Source organism: Mesorhizobium sp. C395A, assembly GCF_030323205.1.
Lineage (GTDB): Bacteria > Pseudomonadota > Alphaproteobacteria > Rhizobiales > Rhizobiaceae > Mesorhizobium.
Map to the genome: position 1 here is coordinate 185927 of NZ_CP100473.1, position 17769 is coordinate 203695.

General features: G+C 66.0%; 14 protein-coding genes. 7 read left to right on the forward strand and 7 right to left on the reverse strand.

The window, feature by feature from the left end; genetic code table 11:
* The first annotated feature begins 286 nt into the window (after nt 1–286).
* A complete protein-coding gene (gene tssH / locus NLY37_RS00835) occupies nt 287–3091 on the forward strand; it encodes a type VI secretion system ATPase TssH (RefSeq protein WP_023740626.1) in 2805 nt (934 codons plus the stop codon).
* Here the strand turns inward: tssH and NLY37_RS00840 are convergent, their stop codons facing one another.
* From NLY37_RS00840 to NLY37_RS00865, 6 genes are all read right to left on the reverse strand, one after another.
* On the reverse strand, nt 3092–4327 hold the full coding sequence (locus NLY37_RS00840; protein WP_023704819.1) for a VWA domain-containing protein: 1236 nt from the start codon (nt 4325–4327) through the stop codon (nt 3092–3094). It abuts the gene before it with no gap.
* A gap of 2 nt (nt 4328–4329) precedes the next feature.
* Complete coding sequence (locus tag NLY37_RS00845) at nt 4330–6582, reverse strand: DUF5682 family protein (RefSeq protein ID WP_023708142.1); 2253 nt, start codon at nt 6580–6582, stop codon at nt 4330–4332.
* Nucleotides 6583–6586: 4 nt separating this feature from the next.
* The gene (locus tag NLY37_RS00850) at nt 6587–7666 is read right to left on the reverse strand and encodes an ATP-binding protein (RefSeq protein ID WP_023701533.1); all 1080 of its coding nucleotides are present in this window, start codon (nt 7664–7666) and stop codon (nt 6587–6589) included.
* Nucleotides 7667–7685: 19 nt separating this feature from the next.
* Entirely contained in the window at nt 7686–8762 is a 1077-nt protein-coding gene (locus tag NLY37_RS00855; RefSeq protein WP_348626543.1) for a DUF5691 domain-containing protein, read from the reverse strand.
* A complete protein-coding gene (locus NLY37_RS00860; RefSeq protein ID WP_245270713.1) occupies nt 8731–10521 on the reverse strand; it encodes an SWIM zinc finger family protein in 1791 nt (596 codons plus the stop codon). The genes NLY37_RS00855 and NLY37_RS00860 overlap by 32 nt, the downstream gene beginning before the upstream one ends.
* Before the next feature lie 98 nt (nt 10522–10619).
* On the reverse strand, nt 10620–11159 hold the full coding sequence (locus tag NLY37_RS00865; RefSeq protein ID WP_023687041.1) for an Lrp/AsnC family transcriptional regulator: 540 nt from the start codon (nt 11157–11159) through the stop codon (nt 10620–10622).
* A 48-nt stretch (nt 11160–11207) separates the two neighbouring features.
* Here NLY37_RS00865 and NLY37_RS00870 point away from each other — a divergent pair, with 48 nt between their 5' ends.
* Nucleotides 11208–12386 carry an MFS transporter gene (locus tag NLY37_RS00870; RefSeq protein WP_023740632.1) on the forward strand — a complete coding sequence of 393 codons (1179 nt, stop codon included), beginning with the start codon at nt 11208–11210 and terminating at the stop codon, nt 12384–12386.
* A gap of 60 nt (nt 12387–12446) precedes the next feature.
* The gene (locus tag NLY37_RS00875) at nt 12447–12866 is read left to right on the forward strand and encodes a GNAT family N-acetyltransferase (protein ID WP_023726346.1); all 420 of its coding nucleotides are present in this window, start codon (nt 12447–12449) and stop codon (nt 12864–12866) included.
* Here NLY37_RS00875 and NLY37_RS00880 read toward each other — a convergent pair.
* Nucleotides 12863–13978: an anhydro-N-acetylmuramic acid kinase gene (locus NLY37_RS00880; protein ID WP_023749143.1), complete on the reverse strand. Its 1116-nt coding sequence runs from the start codon at nt 13976–13978 to the stop codon at nt 12863–12865. The two genes, NLY37_RS00875 and NLY37_RS00880, sit on opposite strands and share 4 nt — an antisense overlap.
* A 213-nt stretch (nt 13979–14191) precedes the next feature.
* Between NLY37_RS00880 and NLY37_RS00885 the strand changes: the two genes are divergently transcribed.
* The 4 genes from NLY37_RS00885 to NLY37_RS00900 all read left to right on the forward strand — a co-directional run bounded on the left by NLY37_RS00885 (nt 14192) and on the right by NLY37_RS00900 (nt 17711).
* Nucleotides 14192–14875, forward strand: coding sequence for an SDR family NAD(P)-dependent oxidoreductase (locus NLY37_RS00885; protein ID WP_023668581.1), 684 nt, complete (start codon nt 14192–14194; stop codon nt 14873–14875).
* Nucleotides 14876–15047: 172 nt separating this feature from the next.
* Complete coding sequence (locus NLY37_RS00890) at nt 15048–15902, forward strand: MetQ/NlpA family lipoprotein (protein ID WP_023668580.1); 855 nt, start codon at nt 15048–15050, stop codon at nt 15900–15902.
* 83 nt (nt 15903–15985) lie between these two features.
* Nucleotides 15986–17074, forward strand: coding sequence for a methionine ABC transporter ATP-binding protein (locus NLY37_RS00895; RefSeq protein ID WP_023704825.1), 1089 nt, complete (start codon nt 15986–15988; stop codon nt 17072–17074).
* Nucleotides 17055–17711 carry a methionine ABC transporter permease gene (locus tag NLY37_RS00900; RefSeq protein WP_023668578.1) on the forward strand — a complete coding sequence of 219 codons (657 nt, stop codon included), beginning with the start codon at nt 17055–17057 and terminating at the stop codon, nt 17709–17711. The genes NLY37_RS00895 and NLY37_RS00900 overlap by 20 nt, the downstream gene beginning before the upstream one ends.
* Nucleotides 17712–17769 lie beyond the last annotated feature (58 nt).

Sequence of the window (17769 nt, forward strand, 5' to 3'; positions counted from 1 at the left end):
CCCAACGTTAGCACACGGTTGCATATTCCCACAATTCGCCATCCGCTCAAAAGTTAACGAGCGCTAATGAATGTCGGTGCAACTGCGTCTCGGATGGCGCAATTCATGGCGCGCCTGCCCGACCTCGTATGTGAAGCGCATCGCATAGGATTATAAAAAATCGTGGTTGTCTGCATTTGGCGGCGCGGGACTCTCCACAAAGAGAAAGGCCGGCTGCATCAAGCGCTTTGTCAAGCGGCTGCTTATGTGGCAGGCTGTCGACGGGCAGATTGCAGGAGCACGTTCGATGGAACAGCGCCGGTCGTCGCAGGGGTTCAAACGCAAGGAACTGGTTGGCAAGCTCAATCCGGTCTGCCTGCGCGCCTTCAAGGCCGCCGCCGACAGCGCCAAGCTGCGCGGCAATCCTTACGTCGAACTCGTCCATTTCATAGAACAACTGGTGCTGTCCGAGCGTTCGGATGTGCAGATGATCATTGCCGATGCCGGCGTCGATGCCAGCCGGCTTACCACCGAAATGACCCGCGCCGTCGACAAGCTGCCCTACGGCGCCACCTCGATCGAGGAATTTTCCGACCACATCTTCCACGCCATCCAGGAAGCCTGGAATCTGGCGACGCTGGAATTCGGCATGGAGGAGGTCCGCAGCGCCCATATCGTGCTCGCCTGCCTGAAGACGCCGGTGCTGGAAGGCCTGGTGGCGAAGATCAGCGGCGAATTCGACAAGATCGACGCCGACGGGGTCATCGCCCGCTTTGCCGAGGTGGTGGACGGTTCGCTCGAAGCCCGCGCCACGGCAGCAGTGGCTCCCACCGCGGAGGCGCCGCGGCGAGCTCCGGGCGGGGATTCCGCGCTGGCCAAATACGCCACAGACCTCACCCAGCGCGCCCATGACGGCAAGATCGACCCGGTCGTCGGCCGAGACCCGGAGATCCGGCAGATCATCGATATCCTGATGCGGCGCCGGCAGAACAACCCGATCCTGACCGGCGAGGCCGGTGTCGGCAAGACCGCGGTGGTCGAGGGGTTTGCCCTGCGCATCGCCCAGGGCGACGTGCCGCCGCCCCTGCAAGGCATCAGCGTGCGCATGCTCGACGTCGGCCTGATGCAGGCCGGCGCCAGCGTCAAGGGCGAGTTCGAGAAGCGCCTGAAGGCGGTGATCGACGAAGTTCAGTCATCCGAAACGCCGGTCATCCTGTTCATCGACGAGGCGCACACGCTGATCGGCGCCGGCGGTGCAGCGGGAACCGGCGATGCCGCCAATCTGCTGAAGCCGGCGCTGGCACGTGGCGAACTGCGCACCATCGCCGCAACCACCTGGGCCGAATACAAGCAGCACATCGAAAAGGACCCGGCGCTGACCCGCCGTTTCCAGGTGGTCAAGATCGACGAGCCGTCGGAAGCGGTGGCCGTGCTCATGCTGCGCGGTGTAGCCGGCGTGCTCGAACAGCATCACGAGGTGCAGATCCTGGACGAGGCGATCGAGGCGGCGGTCGGCCTGTCGCATCGCTACATCCCGGCGCGGCAATTGCCCGACAAGGCGGTCAGCCTGCTCGACACGGCTTGCGCCAGGGTCGCGATCTCGCAGCATGCGACGCCGGCCGAGGTCGAGGACATTTTGCGGCGCCGCCAGGCGCTCGAGGTCGAAAGCGGCATCATCGGCCGCGAGGCAGCGATCGGCATCGAAGTAACTGACCGGCAGGCGCGGGTCGAGGCCGGGCTCACTGAGACCGGGACCATGCTCGCCGCCGCCGAGGAGCGCTGGGAGCGCGAAAAGGCGCTGGTTGCCGAGATCCTCGAACTGCGCGCGCGGCTGCGCGGCGACGGCGTCCCGCTAGATGCGGTGGCGGCAGCTGAGGCCGATGCCGAACCAGCAGCGCCGGACGAAGAAAAGACCAAGGTCCCCAAGGCTGAACCGCCCAAGGCCGAAACGTCCGAGCCTGAAAAGCCGAAGGCCAAAGCGTCCGAGACCGAAGCGCCGGCTGCCGAAGCTGCGCCGTCAGATCCTGTCGCCGATCTGGCGCGGCTGCGTGAACTCATGGCCGAGCTTGCCACGGCGCAAGGCGAGACGCCGCTGATCCTGCCGTCGGTCGACCGCAATGCGGTAGCTGCCGTGGTCCAGGACTGGACCGGCATCCCGACGGGACGGATGCTGTCCAGCCAGACCGAAAAGGCGCTCAAGCTCGCCGACACTTTGTCCGAACGAGTCGTCGGCCAGGATCACGCCATGGAGATGATCGCCAAGCGCGTGCAAACCAGCCGCGCCGGGCTCGGAGCGCCGGAAAAGCCCGTCGGCGTGTTCCTGCTCTGCGGCCCCTCCGGCGTCGGCAAGACCGAGACGGCCCTGGCCTTGGCCGAGACGCTCTATGGCGGCGAACAGAACCTGATCTCGATCAACATGTCCGAGTTCCAGGAAGCCCACACCGTCTCGACGCTCAAGGGCGCGCCTCCCGGCTATGTCGGCTACGGCAAAGGCGGCATTCTCACCGAGGCCGTGCGCCGAAAACCCTATTCGGTGATCCTGCTCGACGAGGTCGAGAAGGCCCATCCCGACGTCCACGAGATCTTTTTCCAGGTCTTCGACAAGGGCATGATGGATGACAGCGAGGGAAGGCGCATCGACTTCAAGAACACGCTGATCCTGCTGACGTCCAATGTCGGCTCCGAAGTCATCATGGAGCGGACCGGCAACGGCACGGTGAGGGCAGGGCTCGACGGCCTCGATGCTGCACTGCGCGCTCCACTGCTGAAGGTGTTTCCAGCGGCCTTCCTCGGCCGCGTCGTGACCATCCCTTACTATCAACTCTCGGATTCGATGATCGAGGCCATCACCCGCCATCAGTTCGGCAAGATCGCGCGGCGGCTGCGCGCCAGCCACGACGCCGAACTGGTGATCGGCGACGGCGTCATGGCGCTGGTCAAGGCGCGCTGCACCGAAATCGAGTCTGGTGGCCGCATGATCGACGCCATCCTCACCAACACGCTGTTGCCGGAACTCAGCCGCGGCGTGCTGAACCGGTCGCTCGACGGCGAGAAGATGACCAAGGTGACCGTCAGCGCTTCCACTGACGGGTTTGCCTATTCGTTCGAATAGTCAGGCCTGACTGCTCGGCTCCGTCTCGGCGCGGATCAGCTTTATGTCGGCGCCGGCTGCCCAGGCGCCGATATCCTCGCGCCGCAACGCCGCCGCCATCATGTCGGGAAACAGGTCCGGCGTGCAGGCGAAGACCGGTATGCCAAGTGCCGCGACCGAAGCCGACATCGCCTGATCATAGCCCGGCCGGCCCTGATCGGTCAGCGCCAACAGCACGATGACATTGACGCCGGACCGGACCAGCGCCGCAAGCCGCCGCAGCAAGTCCTGGCCGTTGCCGCCCTCATAGAGGTCGGTGATCAGCACGAAGTGGGATTTGGTCGGCCGCTCGATGCGGTCGGCGCAATAGGCGACCGCCTGGTTGATGTCGGTGCCGCCGCCGAGCTGCACGCCAAACAGCACCTCGACCGGGTCGCTGAGCTCTTCGGTCAGGTCGACGATGGCCGTGTCGAAACAGACCAGCTTGGTGCGCACGACCGGCAGCGACGCCATCACCGCGGCGAAAATCGAGGCGTAGATCACCGAGCTCGCCATCGAGCCGGACTGGTCGACGCACAGCACCACTTCGTCGAGATCGACCAGCCGGCGTTGCTTGCGCATGAAGCCGACCAGTTTTTCCGGCACGACGGTTTTGTGCTCAGGCTGGTAGTGGCGAAGATTGGCCGAGATGGTGCGCGGCCAGTCGATGTCGCGTTGGCGCGGCCGGTTGGTGCGTCGCGACTTGTCGAGCGCGCCACGGATCGCCTCGGCGGTCTTCTGCTCCAGCCGCTGCATCAGCTTGGCAACGATGTCGGCGATAATGGTGCGGGCGATGTCCTTGGTCTTGGCCGGCATCACCGAACGCAGCGAGATCAGGTCGGCGACGAGGTTGACGTCGGCCTCGATCGCCTTGAGGAATTCCGGCTCCATCAGCATCTGCTTCAGGTTCAGCCGCTCAAAGGCATCCTTCTGGACGATCTGGACCACCTGGGCGGGAAAGAAGGAGCGGATATCGCCCATCCATTGCGCCACGCGTGGCGCCGAGCGGCCGAGCCCGCCGCGCCGCTTGCGCGGGTCGGCATCCGCATTGGCGCCGTCGCCGTAAAGCGCATCGAGCGCCGAAGACAGTTTTTTGTCATCACTGGAAAGGGCGGAGGAAGCCTCGTCATCGGCGCCGATCGCCAGCCGCCAGCGGCGCTCGCGCCCGCTATCGGAGGATGCTGGGCCGGGTTCGGGCACTTCGGCTTCGTCATCCATTGTCACACTCCGCCCGCCAGCAATGGCCCAAGCCGCTCCAGGTGACGGCGCCAGCCCTCGCCGCCATCCGGCGCCGGCGTCAGGCCGGCCGGCAACCTTGCGGTGCGGCCGAGCACGGCCTCGATCAACCGCCGCCGCTCCATCGAGTCCAGATTGGAGAAGACGCGGCGCAGCAATGGCAGATGCGCGATGAAAGCGTCCTCGTCGAGCGATTTCAGCCACCCATCGACGGCGCCGCGCAGGCCCTCGTCGTAGATCAGCCGCTGGCCGGCAGTGCTGAAGAAACCTTCGAAGAACCCCGCTGCCTGGGCGACCGGCGTCCCCGGCGACAGCCTGCGTCCGAGCAGCCCGGCGGCGTCCTCTGCCGACAGTTGGCCGGCTTCATAGAGCAGATGCGCGGCGCAGCCGGCGAGCAGCGCCGTCGAGCCCGGACCTTCCAGCACGCCGGTCAGGCCGTTGCGCCATGCATCGAGCACGCCTTCGCCGGGCTCGACCAGCCGGATCGCCGTGTCGGCCTTGCGCACAGCACCGACCAGCGTGGTGGCGGCCTGCTCGTCCAGGTCGCGCACCGCATAGGGCAGCGCGATCGCGCCTTCGACGATCAACCGTTCCAACAAACCGGACAGCCGGTTGGTTTCGGTCTTGCGCGCCTCGCCGTAACGGATGATGTCGGCAAGCGGCGGCACCGAGGCCAGCATCTCCAGGCATTCGCTGCTGTGCGCTGCGCGCGCCTCCAACGCTACAAGGCCGGCGCTCGCGGCCTCCGACAGATCCGCGGTAATGGCGCTCTGGACAAGGGCGGCAAGCGTGTCGAGGCTCGCGGCCGCACCGAGCATCTGGATCAGGCGGCCATTGGCGGCCTTTTCGATAGTCGGGCCGTAGATCAGGTTCTCGACCAGGCGCACGGCATATTCCGGCTCCCAGGCCAGCGTCCATTTTTCGCGAAAGGTGCCGCGGCTGCGGCCGGCGTCGGCCAGCCTGCCCCATTGCACGCCAAGCACGTTCAGCCGGTGCAGCAATGTCGAACGAAACAGTCCGCTTTCGCTGCGCAGATCGACCGACAGCTCGCGTTCCAGCGCCTCCGGCTTCAGCCGCGCCGCCTTCTGGTTGCGCTGCAGGTCCTCGATCAGCGGCGCCAGCGGCGTGTCGGGCGGAATCTCGCCGACATCCGCGCCCAAAAGCAGCTCGGCCTCGACCAGCGCCCACAGCACCGCTTCGCCGTTGAACAGCGCCGCGATCGCGGCATCGCGCAATTCCTCGAAGCCGGGCTTCGGCCGCTCGCGAATGGCAGCCAGTGTGCGCGCAAGCCGCTCGGCCTCGATCAGCGACGCGGTCGACACCAGATGGCCCTTCGCCCGCAGCACCGCCGCGATCGTCGCCAGCCACAGCGTCGCGGCGTCGCGCCGCCCTCGTGTGAGCCACAGATGTTTGCACCAGCCGGGTGCGACGACGCCAGCGCCATAACCATAGCCCAGCGCAAGACGCGGCCCGGTCCATGGCGCCCATGTCATGATGCTTTTGCGCCGGGCAATTCCCTTGATCAGCGCCTGGTCGTTCTTCTGCGTGTGCGCGGCCTGCAGGGCCGGCACATGCCATGCGCCGCAGACGACGGCGATCGGTCCGGCGAATTCCTTGCGCGCGGCGGCGATTTCCAATCGCATATGCGCTTCACGCTTGGCCTCGAACGGCGCGATCGCACCTTCGCCGTCGCGCAGCGTCGTCATCGCATCGGTGATGGCAGCGAAGATTGGACCCGGCTGCGGATTCTGCTCGATAATGTCGGCCCACCAGCTTTCGCCATCTTCATAGCCGGCGGCCGCAGCCAGCGTGCCGATCGGGTCGCGATGCGATGCGGGCTCGCCATCCTCACCGGTTTCGTCCTTGGGTTCGGGCTTGTCGGCGTCAGCCGTTTTGTCGGTGTCGTCGGTTGCCGGTGCCGCGAACCGTGCCGATGACGGCAGGTCGATGAACCGCAATGCCGCCTTGTTCTCCACCGCCCACACCGCCGCCTGGTATTCCGGCGAGAACTCGGCGAACGGCCAGAAACTTGTCGCGGCCGGGTCGTCCTCGGGGTAGCAGAGCAGCGCCACCGGCGGCTGCATCTGCGGGCGCGCCAGCAATGGCAGCAGGGCGGACGCGTCGCTCGGCCCTTCGATCAGCACCGCGACCGGCTGCAAGTCCCGCAGCGCCTGCACCAGGCTGTCGGCGGAGCCCGGCCCGTGATGACGGATGCCGAAATAGGCGACGTCGCTCATGACCTCAGATCGCTGCGTTCAGTGCCGCGTAATAGCCGGCATAGTCCGGCCGCTTCTTGAGCACCGTTTCGAGATATTCCTCCAGCACCACCTTGTCCTGCACCGGGTCCTTGACGATCGCTCCGACAAGGCTGGCGGCGAGGCCTTCGGCGCCGAGTTTGCCGCTGTCGAACCACGCCGCCTGGCTGAGGCCGCCGACCATGGTGGCGATCGCCTCGGCGGTCGACAATGAACCCGAAGGCGTCTTCAGCGTCACCTTGCCGTCAGCGGTTGCGCCCGAGCGCAGCTCGCGGAAAATGGTCAGCACGCGCGCAATCTCCTCGCCGACATTTTTCGGCACCGGCAGGTCGAGCCCGCCGGCCATCTCGTCGACCCGCTTGGAGACGATCGCCACCTCTTCCGCCATGTCCTCGGGCAGCGGCAGCACCACCACATTGAAGCGGCGTTTCAGCGCCGAGGACAGCTCGTTGACGCCCTTGTCGCGGTTGTTTGCGGTGGCGATGATGTTGAAGCCGCGCTGGGCATAGAGCGACGTGTTGAGTTCCGGGATCGGCATCATCTTTTCCGACAGCACGGTGATCAGCGTATCCTGTACATCGGAGCCCATGCGCGTCAACTCTTCCAGGCGGCATAGCTTGCCGCTCTCCATGGCGCGGTAGAGCGGCGTCGGCACCAGCGCCTCCTGGCTCGGCCCTTTGGCCAAAAGCTGCGCATAGTTCCAGCCGTAGCGGATCTGGTTCTCGTCGGTGCCGGCCGTGCACTGCACGATCAGCGTCGAGTTGCCCATGATGGCGGCGGCGAGATGTTCCGACACCCAGGACTTGGCGGTGCCGGGAACGCCGAGCAACAGCAGCGCGCGGTCGGTGGCGAGTGTCGCCACCGCGGTTTCCATCAGCCGGCGGCGGCCAACATATTTCGGCGATATCACGGTGCCGTCGCTTGCCTTGCCGCCGAGCAGATAGGTCAGCACGGCCTTCGGCGACAGGCTCCATCCGGCCGGCTTCTGGCGTTCGTCATTGCGCGCCAGCGCCTGCAGTTCAGCGGCATAGGCCTGCTCGACAGGGAGGCGGATGGCTGCGTTCATGGTGCTGTTCTCCGGATTGTCATGTGTTGGTTCCCGTCAGGGCCGCGTTGAGGCGCAGGAAAGCGAGCGAGGCTGCCGCCGGCGGCATGCCAGCCGCAACGACATGCTCGATCAATTTTTCCGCTGTCGCCGCAGTGGCCAGAAAGCCCATCGTTTCCAGCAGGTCGTCGGCGGTTCGCTTCATAGCGTCATCATCGCCGGCGACAGCCGAACGCAATGCCGCCAAGCCCTGGCCGTTCGTCAGGTCGGGCCATTCCAGCCAGTTGGCTTCGAAGCCCTCGGCAAGGGTGAGCGCGCCAATATACTGCGGCGTATCTTTCAGGATCAGTCTGACCAGGACACGCTTCCTGCGGCTATCCAGGCGCGGTGTCAGGTGCAGCACGAATAGTGCCGGCTTGCCTCCCCCGGCGACTAGTGTGTCGGCCATCTGCGTTACGGCAGCGTCGCTGCCCGACGCTGCGACCATTCGTGAGATCTGGATGTCCGCATTTTTGTCGGCACCGAATTGCCAGGCTGCAATGAAATCGGGTTCGCTGACCCCAAATCGGGAAGCGAGGTCGACCAGGTTGCAGGTCTCGAACAATTCGGCGCGGCGCTTTTCCTGCGCCGGGGATTTGAGCTTTGCCGGCGTGTAGGTGGTGCGGCGGCGGATGAAGCCGGATTTGCCTTCTGTGATGAAGGCGGCGAGTTCGGCAACGGGGCCGTCGGCTCCGTCGTTGCCCGGCCGGCCATGCTCGCCCAGCCTTGCCAGCAGCCGGCCCGCCAGCTCCCGCACCTTGCCGGAGCGGTCGGTGGCCAGGCTTTTCAGGAATGGCGCGTCCGTGGGCGTCAGGTTGAAATGCATGAGTTCGATGAGCGCCAGCCGGACTTCAGCCGGCTCGCCCGTCGCCTTGGCTTCCATCAGGCTGCGGGCCGTGGCCGGATCGCGACGGCGCATCTCGGCCAACGCGATACGGCGCGCGGCGGGGTAAAAGTCATCCCAGTTCTGCGCCGTCAGCTGCTCCTGCGGGGCAATCTTCAGCCCCTCGACGCTGGCCTGCCAGTCGATCCACGGCGCATAGATGTCAGGGCTGTTCTGGTCTGATGCCGACGGCATCCAGTCCATCGGATGCAGCACGTAGCCGCGGCTGGCGACGAGCGTCGCGACACGCGACTTGCGCTGCGCATCGGCGGCGTTCTTCAGGGCCGCCCGCAACAGCGGCCGCAACCGCTCCGGCAGCAGCGGCAGGCCAAGCCTCGGCAGCGGCGGGCGCCGCTTCAGCGTCTTCGGCGCCGACGGCCGCAGGCCGACATCGAGCGCCTGCGCCGCGATCGCCAGCAGACGTCGCTCCCGTTCGTCTGGGCTTGCGCCACCCGCGATCTCCTTCCATGCGGTTGGCGCCAGATCGAACGCGGTTCCGCCGGTGATCCAGCAGTCGCGCATCGTCGCCAGGCCGATTAGTTCGAGCTCGTTCATGACAGATCGAGCCTCCCGAAGCCGCTTTGCGCGGCCAGCAGATCGAGCCGCGCGCCGTTCCAAAGCGCTGCCGTGGCCGCGAGGTCGAGGCCAAGCACGGTCTGATCGACGGTCCCGCTAACAGGCAGGGCGATCCCTTGCGGTCGTGCGCCGCTTGCCACCAGGCGGTGCCGCGCTCATCGAGCAGGATCGCGCCGGCAGGCAGCATCAGCGGGCTATCGGTCGACCAGGGCGCTGCGTCCTGGTGCGCCGCATGCGCCGCGAGCGGGTCCTTGACAGCGTCGAGGCCGAAATCCGGCCAGGCGCCCGACACGACGTCGCCCTTGCGCTCCGCCACCAAGGCCCGCAGTGGCTGGCGCGACGGGTAGAATACCAGGCGGGCGTGGAACCGGTCACCGGGCGTGAACGCCGCCGAGCGGCGGCCGGCCGAAGCCGGAAAGAAATCGAGCAGCAGCGCAAACTGCGGCGTCGGGCTTTTCAGATCGAGCAGCCAGGTCGAATGGCTGACGAGACCGTCGCGGCGGGTCTCGATCTTCTCGCCTACGACCTCCCAATGGCTGTCGACCTGCTTCGCGTCGGGACTGGACAGAACCTGGTCGCGGGTTTCGGACGCCGACACCAGTCGCTTCAGCTCGGGATCGTCGGGCGCCGAGCGCCAGGCTTTGGCCAGCAGCACCAGCTTGCCGAGTTCGCGGATCGCCGCGTCCGGCCGTTCCTCGCTGCGCAGCGCCATTAGCCGGGCCGGGATTTCGTCGATGCGTCCGGCAAGCGCCGTCGCCTTCATGTCGACAAGCCGCGCCGCAATGCGGCGGCAGCGCTCGCTGCTGGCGTCGGCAAAGGCGGAAAGGCCGAGCCGCAGCTGGTCGGCAATCCACTGGTCGAGTTCGTCCAGCGCGCCTGCCACCGCGGTGCGCGTATCTTCCGCCCGCTTGCGCTGCGCCGTCTCGCGGCGCTCCGTCGCGGCGGCGTCATCGACGGTGCTTTCCTCTGCGTGCGAGGCCTCGCCAATGCTCTTGCCAGACGCGCCCCTGCCAGACTTTGCGTCGACCGGCGGGGGCGCACTCTTCCTGCGCCGGCCAAGCCAGTCATTGACCCATTCCGGCGTTGTTTCGGCTGATGTGAAGCTGGCCGGCGCCGTGGCGGCGATCCACATCAGCGCCAGCGTGTGCTTGCAGGGAAATTTTCGCGACGGGCAGGTGCATTTGTAGCCGTGGTCGCCGGTGTCGACGACGGTGCGATAGGGGTTGGATCCCGAGCCCTGGCATTCGCCCCAGATCAGCGCCTGCTGCTCGTTCTTCTCCAGCCGCGGCCAGTTCGAGCGCTTGGTGAGCTTCGAGGCGGCGCTTAGCGACGCCTGATCGGGGGCCAGCGCCTCGATGGTTTTCAGTTCGAATTCCAAGCCGCGCCTCTCGTCACCCCAAATCAATGCCTGGCATCAATATAGGGTGCCGTTTGTGAAGGATTGTTGTGGCCCCGGCAAGACGAAGATAGCGCAGATCAGTACAACGGCGTGGCCATATGCCGGGGCGTCGGCCATTGCGCCGTGATCTCGGGCTGCACCGGGCGCTCGAGATAGGTCGACAGCACGACATAGCTTCGCGTCGAGGTGACGCCGGGCGTTTCGTAGAGACGCGCCAGCAGGCCTTCGAGCGCCCTGGTGTCCTCGGTGCGGACCTTGAGAAGCATGCAGGTGTCGCCGGCCACCGAATGGATTTCCTCGACCTCAGGATATTGGGAGACGGCCATCAGCTCCGGTGTCTTGCCCCAGCCCTTGGTATCGATATGCACGAAGGTGAGCAGCGGCTTCTTCACCGCCTTGGGGTCGATGATCACAGCCGTGCCGCGGATGGCGCCGCTGCGCCGCAGGCGCTTGACCCGCTCATGCGCCGCCGGCGGCGAAAGGCAGACGCGTTCGCCAAGTTCGGCGTAGCTGATCGTCGCATCCTCGACCAGCACGCCTAATATTTTTCGGTCGATTGCGTCGAGCTCGCGGGGAGCTACCTTGTTCTGCAGAACCCCATCTGTTTCTTCGTCCATATCGAAATTCCTTGTTGTCGCGGAATTCAGTTCGGCCATTATGACCCGATGACGAACGCGCATCAAGCTGCAACGCTCCATCAGCCGATCCCGGCGCTGGCCTACCTCCTGACCGGCTGCATCGCCGTCGTCGGCTCGAACTCGCTGGTCCTGGGTCCAATTGCTCCGGCAGTCGCCGCATCCTTCGGCACCAGCGTGCCGGCGGTGATGGCCGCGTCGGCTGCCTTCGGTCTCGGCACTTCCGCCAGCGCTTTGTTCCTCGCCCGCTATATCGACGGCGTCGGCGCCCGCCGCATGCTGCAGGGCGCTCTGCTGTTGCTGGCGGTCGGGCTTCTCGCCAGCGCGCTGGCGCCGACGGTGATCATGCTGGTCGCGGCCCAGGCCGTCGCCGGCATCGCCGCCGGCGTCGCCATGCCGGCCATCTATGCCAGTGCAGCGGCAATTACGCCGCCCGGCCGCGAAAGCGGCACGATCGGCGTCGTGCTGACCGGCTGGACGGTCTCCATGGTGGCCGGCGTGTCGCTGTCGGCCGTGCTTGCCGATCTCGTGCACTGGCGCGCCGTCTTCGCCGCCGTCGCGGTGCTTTCCGCCATTGCGCTTGCTGCCTTGTCGATGACCTCGCTCAGCGACGTCAGGAAGAGCGGCCCGGCACCGTCGCCGTTCGTTGCGCTGGCCATTCCGGGGATCGTGCCGCTGCTCATCGCCTGCACCGCCTTCATGACCGCTTTTTACGGCGTCTACGGCTATCTCGGCGATCATCTGCACCAGGATCTGGGCGAGCCCGTCAGCGCCAATGCGCTGGCCGCGCTCGCCTATGGCGCCGGCTTCGGCGCCGCGGCCTTCCTCGACGGCGTCATCGACCGCATCGGCGCGCGGCGCGTCATGCCCTTCGCCTATCTGCTGGTCGCCGTCGTCTATGTCGCCATCGCGCTCGCAAGCAGCAATTTCGTGCTGATCCTGGCTATGATCGCCATATGGGGCCTTGCCAATCATTTCGGCCTGAACGTGCTGGTGATGCGCCTTACCGCGCTCGATCCGTCGCGCCGTGGCACCATCATGGGCCTGAACAGTTCGGTCACCTACTTCGCCGTCTTCATCGGCACCACCAGCTTCGGGCCGCTTTATTCATCGTTCGGCTTTGCCATCTGCGCGATCGTCGCCGCCGTGCTGATGCTGGTTGCGGCAGCAGCGGGGTCATGGCGGTCGCCTCCGCCCATCAAGCCGTAAAGCTTGCGTCCTCATCCCGTCCTTCGCTAGAGCTTGGCTTGCCATGCGAGCCCCGCCCGGATGAAGACGACGCTTGAAACCACTGCCGACCCCTCGTCAGACGACCTCGCCTTCCTGGCCGAGCGGCTGACGGCGTTCAATGACGGCGATGTCGGCCCCTCCGGCCGCAAGCCGATCGCGGTCTTCGTTCGTGACGAGCACGGCGCTGTCGTCGCCGGCATTTCGGGATACACCGCCTGGGGCTGGCTCTATGTGCAATGGCTGTGGGTCGACGAACGCCTGCGCGGCCAGCATATGGCCGGCGACATGCTGGACGCTGCCGAGCGCGAAGCAGTCGCCCGGGGCTGCCAGAACGCCTGGATCGACACGTTCAATCCGACAGCGGCCAAAGTCTATGAGCGGCAAGGCTACCGGCGCTTCGGCGAACTGCCTGACTTTCCCACCGGCCGCAGCCGCATCTTCCTGCAGAAGAAGCTCTAACCTGCCAGCCGCCCGCCTTGCATCGGCTGCGGCACGCCGGTGGTGCTGGGAAAGCTGATCGGCAGGCCGCGCAGCACGCGCACGGCAAGGAAGGCAAAGCATTCGGCCTCCACCGCATCGCCTTTCCAGCCCAGTGTCTCGGCCTGCACCACCTCGACGTTGGCGCGCCTCGCCAGCATCGCCATCATCGTCGGGTTGCGGCGGCCGCCGCCACTGACCGCTAGGCGCTTCGGCCGGCGCGGCAACAAATCGAGCGCCTTGCCGACGGCCGAGACGGTGAAGGCCGTCAGCGTCGCCGCCCCATCCTCTGCGCTGAGGCCGTCGGCCATGGCGGCGCCGAAGTCGAAACGGTCGAGCGATTTCGGATAGGGCTTGGTCAGATACGGATGCTGGAGCAATTTGGCCAGCCGCACTTCATCGACGGTGCCGGCCGCGCCCAGTGCGCCGTCGCGGTCCATCTCGCCGAGGCCGTTTGCCTTGATGAAATCGTTGAGCGGTGCGTTGGCCGGGCCAGTGTCGAAGGCGACGATGTTGTCCTTGCCGTCCCACCAGGTCACGTTGCCGACACCGCCGAGATTGAGCACAGCGGTGTCCCCGCTGGCGTCGGCTTCCCTCAAAAGCGCCGCGTGGTAGGCAGCCGCCAGTGGTGCGCCCTGGCCGCCAGCGCGCACATCGTCCGAGCGGAAATCATAGGCGACCTTGGCGCCCAGGATCGAATGCATCAGCTCGCCGTCGCCCAACTGGCGCGTATCGCCGCGCCGCCCGGGTTGCGGGGCACGATGCAGCACGGTTTGGCCGTGAAAGCCGACCACGCCGATATCGCCCATGGTCAGGCCGTAGCTTTCGACAAGGTCCTTCACCGCCGCCGACTGCGCCCGCGTCAGCGCCTCCTCGGCTTCGGCAAAGATCGCCGGCTCCGGCCCGTCGAAATTCCACACCCGGGCCTGACGCAGCGTCTCCTCCAGCAAGGCACGGATCGCTGCGGGGTAGGGGGCCAGCGTATAGGTGCCGAAATCGGCGATCCGCTCGCCATCGGTCTTGATCAGCGCCACGTCGATATTGCCGTCAAGCACGGTGCCGGTCATCAGGCCGACGGCCCAGATTGGTTCCACGGTCGACTCCCTTGCGACACCGTTTGCGATTCCAACGCAATCACCTGTCGGACGGATTGTCTCGCCAGGCAAGACCCTGGCCGCGGTCGATTGCTCCGAACCTGCCGGCAGAGTTTTTCACCGAACAGCGAAAATCGAGCAACGCCGTTCTTGCGTCTCGCCGCTCAAGACGCCAGCTATGAGACGAACACGTCATCGCCAAGGAGAAACGACATGGCATCCGAAGTCGCAGTGATCGCCGGCGCGGGTGCGGGCCTGAGCGCCTCTTTGGCACGCCTTCTCACCACGGAAGGCTATCGTGTGGTGCTGGCCGCCCGCAACACGGCCAAACTCGCGGCGCTGGTCGGGGAAACCGGCGCGCTGGCCGTCGAAACCGACGTCGCCGATCCGGCCTCCGTCGCCGGCCTGTTTGACGCCGCCGACAAGCAAGGCCCGCTGGCCCTTGCCGTCTTCAATGCCAGCGGCCGCACGCGCGGCCCGATCGCCGAGGTCGATCCCGATGCGGTCAAACAAGCCTTGCTTGTCGGCGCCTATGGCGGCTTCCTGGTCGGCCAGCAAGCGGCGCGGCGGCTGCTTGCGCGCGGCTCCGGTTCGATTCTTTTCACCGGCGCCTCCGCCAGCATCAAGGGCTTTCCCAACTCCGCCGGCTTTGCCATGCCGAAATTCGGCCTGCGCGGTCTGGCTCAGTCGATGGCGCGCGAACTCTTCCCGAAGAACATCCATGTCGCCCATTTCATTATCGACGGCCAGATCGAGCCGGTCGGGACGAAACCCGAGCGACCGGACAGCCAGCTGTCGCCCGATGCGATCGCGCAGACCTATCTCGCGACCCATCGCCAGCATCGCAGCGCCTGGAGCTTCGAGGTCGAGCTGCGGCCCTTTGTCGAGACATTCTGACCGGTCCGGCGTGACCGTTCTCGCAATTGCGAAATCTTTGAGAGAATATTCCCGGCTTCGTGTTTGAGAAGAAATGCGGTTCTTTGATCCGGCAAGCAGCATTGCCGATGATGTCGTCAAGGCTTGGTATTCCACCTCGCCGCAATGACTTCAGGATTACGAGGGATCGACAATGTCCGAACGCGGAAACGCTTCCAGCTCTCTTCTTTTTTCAGCCATCAGCCGGCGAGCTGCCCTTGCGGCACTTTTTGCCTCGGCCGTCACGCTTGCCGGTCTGGCTCAGCCGACGCCGTCCTTCGCCGAGGACAAGAAGTCTATCAAGGTCGGCATCATCAGCGGCGAGGATGAGGATGTCTGGCGCGTCGTCGTCGCCCAGGCCGCCGAAAAAGGCCTGACCGTCGAGACCGTGGTGTTCAACGACTACACCCAGCCCAACGAGGCGCTCGAGCGCGGCGAGATCGACGCCAACGCCTTCCAGCACCAGCCCTATCTCGACAACCAGATCAAGACCCAAGGGTACCACATCGTGCGCGTCGGCTACACCGGCGTCTGGCCGATCGGCCTCTACTCCAAGAAATACACCAAGGTTGCCGACCTGCCCGAAGGCGCCGTCATCGGCTTGCCCAACGACCCCTCGAATGAGGGCCGCGCGTTGCGCGTTCTGCAGAACGAAGGCGTGATCAAGCTGAAGGACGGCACCGGCATCCTGGCGACCACCGCCGACATTGCCGAGAACCCTAAGAAGGTCGTCATCAAGGAACTGGACGCCGGCATTGTCGGCCGCTCGGTCGAGGATCTCGACGCGGCTGTCGTCAACACCGACTGGGCGCTGAAGAGCGGTCTCGGCCCGGACAACCGCATCGCCCAGGAGCCAGTGGCCGACAACCCCTACCGCAACTTCATCGCCGTGAAATCCGGCAACGAGAACGAGGCGTGGGTGAAGACGCTGGTCGCGTCCTACCAGAACGAGGCGGTCAAGGCCGAGTTCGACAAGGTCTACAAGGGCACCGGGATCAGCGCCTATTGATTGGCGCCTGGTTGTCAGGAGCAGGCGGCCCGCTGTTGAGCGGGCCGCTGTCGCATTTGTCGAGCGTTGAAACGGACAGTGAGATGAACCAGCACGTCACGGCCGAGGCATCCGGTCCGGTCAATATATCGGCCGGGCAAGAAGATGTCGTACGCCTCGTCGACCTCAAGCGCCGCTTTGGCGCGACGCCTGCGCTCGACGGCGTCTCGCTGACGGTGAAGAAGGGCGAGATCCTCGGCATCATCGGCCGCAGCGGAGCCGGCAAGTCGACGCTGATCCGCTGCCTCAACGGGCTGGAGCGGCCGGACTCCGGCGACGTCTTCATCGAGGGCCGCGAGATCGGCCGGCTCGGCGAGCGTGAATTGCAGCCGCTGCGGCGTCGCATCGGCATGATCTTCCAGCACTTCAATCTGCTGTCGGCCAAAACCGTGGAGGACAATGTCGCGCTGCCGCTAAAGATCGAGGGCCGCCCAAAGGCCGAACGGCTGGCGCGCGCCGCCGAATTGCTCCACCTCGTCGGCCTGTCGGAGAAGGCGAAGGCCTATCCGTCCTCGCTGTCGGGCGGCCAGAAGCAGCGCGTCGGCATCGCCAGGGCGCTGGCCGCGCGGCCAGCGCTGCTGCTGTCCGACGAGGCGACCTCAGCGCTCGATCCGGAGACGACGCGCTCCATCCTGGCCTTGCTGAAAGACATCAACCGGCAGCTCGGCCTGACCATCCTGCTCATCACCCACGAGATGGAGGTGATCCGCTCGATCGCCGACCGCGTCGCGGTGATCGATGCCGGGCGCATCGTCGAGCAAGGCCCGGTGTGGTCGGTCTTTGCCGAGCCGCGTTCCGAAATCACCAGGAGCCTGCTCGGCGGCATCCGCCCGCAACTGCCGGCCGAGATTGCCGGCCGGCTTGCTCCCGGAGGCGGCGCCGAGCTCATCCTCAGGGTCGACGTCGCAGGTGAGGCCGCGCGCGGTCCGCTGCTGTCCGATCTTGCTGTGGCGGTGCCGGGGCCTTTCCGCCTCGTCCATGGTGGCATCGACCATGTCCAACAGCAGCCGGTCGGCACGCTGTTCCTTGCGGTCGCGGGCAACGATCCGAAACATCTGTCGAAAGTAATCGCATTCCTGAAGGCCCGCGACGCGCGGGTGGAGGTGCTTGGCCATGTCGCCGGTTCTGTTTGAACTTCTGCTGCGTTCGATCTGGGAGACGGTCCTGATGACAGCCGCGTCCGGTCTCATCTCGCTCGTCTTCGGACTGCCGCTCGGCCTGGCATTGATTGCCACCGAGCGCGGCGGCATTGCCGAAAGCCTGTGGGTGAACCGCGCGCTCGGCGCCGTCATCAACGGCTTCCGCTCGGTGCCTTTCATCATCCTTCTGGTGGCGCTGATCCCGGTGACGCGGCTGATCGTCGGCACCTCGATCGGCACCTGGGCGGCGATCGTGCCGTTGTCGATTGCGGCGACGCCCTACTATGCCCGCATCGCCGAAGTGTCGCTGCGCGAGGTCGATCGCGGCCTGATCGAGGCGGCGCGCGCCATGGGCGGCAACCGCTGGACGATCATCCGTGAGGTGCTGGTGCCCGAAGCTTTGCCCGGCATCGTTGCTGGTTTCACGGTGACGCTGGTGACCCTGATCGGCGCCTCGGCCATGGCCGGCGCCATCGGTGCCGGCGGGCTTGGCGACCTCGCCATCCGCTACGGCTACCAGCGTTTTGAGACCAGCGTCATGGTCGCCGTGGTCATTGTGCTGATCATCCTCGTTTGCGGCATCCAGTGGGTCGGTGACCGGCTGGTCGCCAGGCTGGACCGGCGCGGATGAGCGCCACGAACGTTATTTGCCGGCAGGCTGCCAAACGCAGCGCCGGCTTTCTCTATCG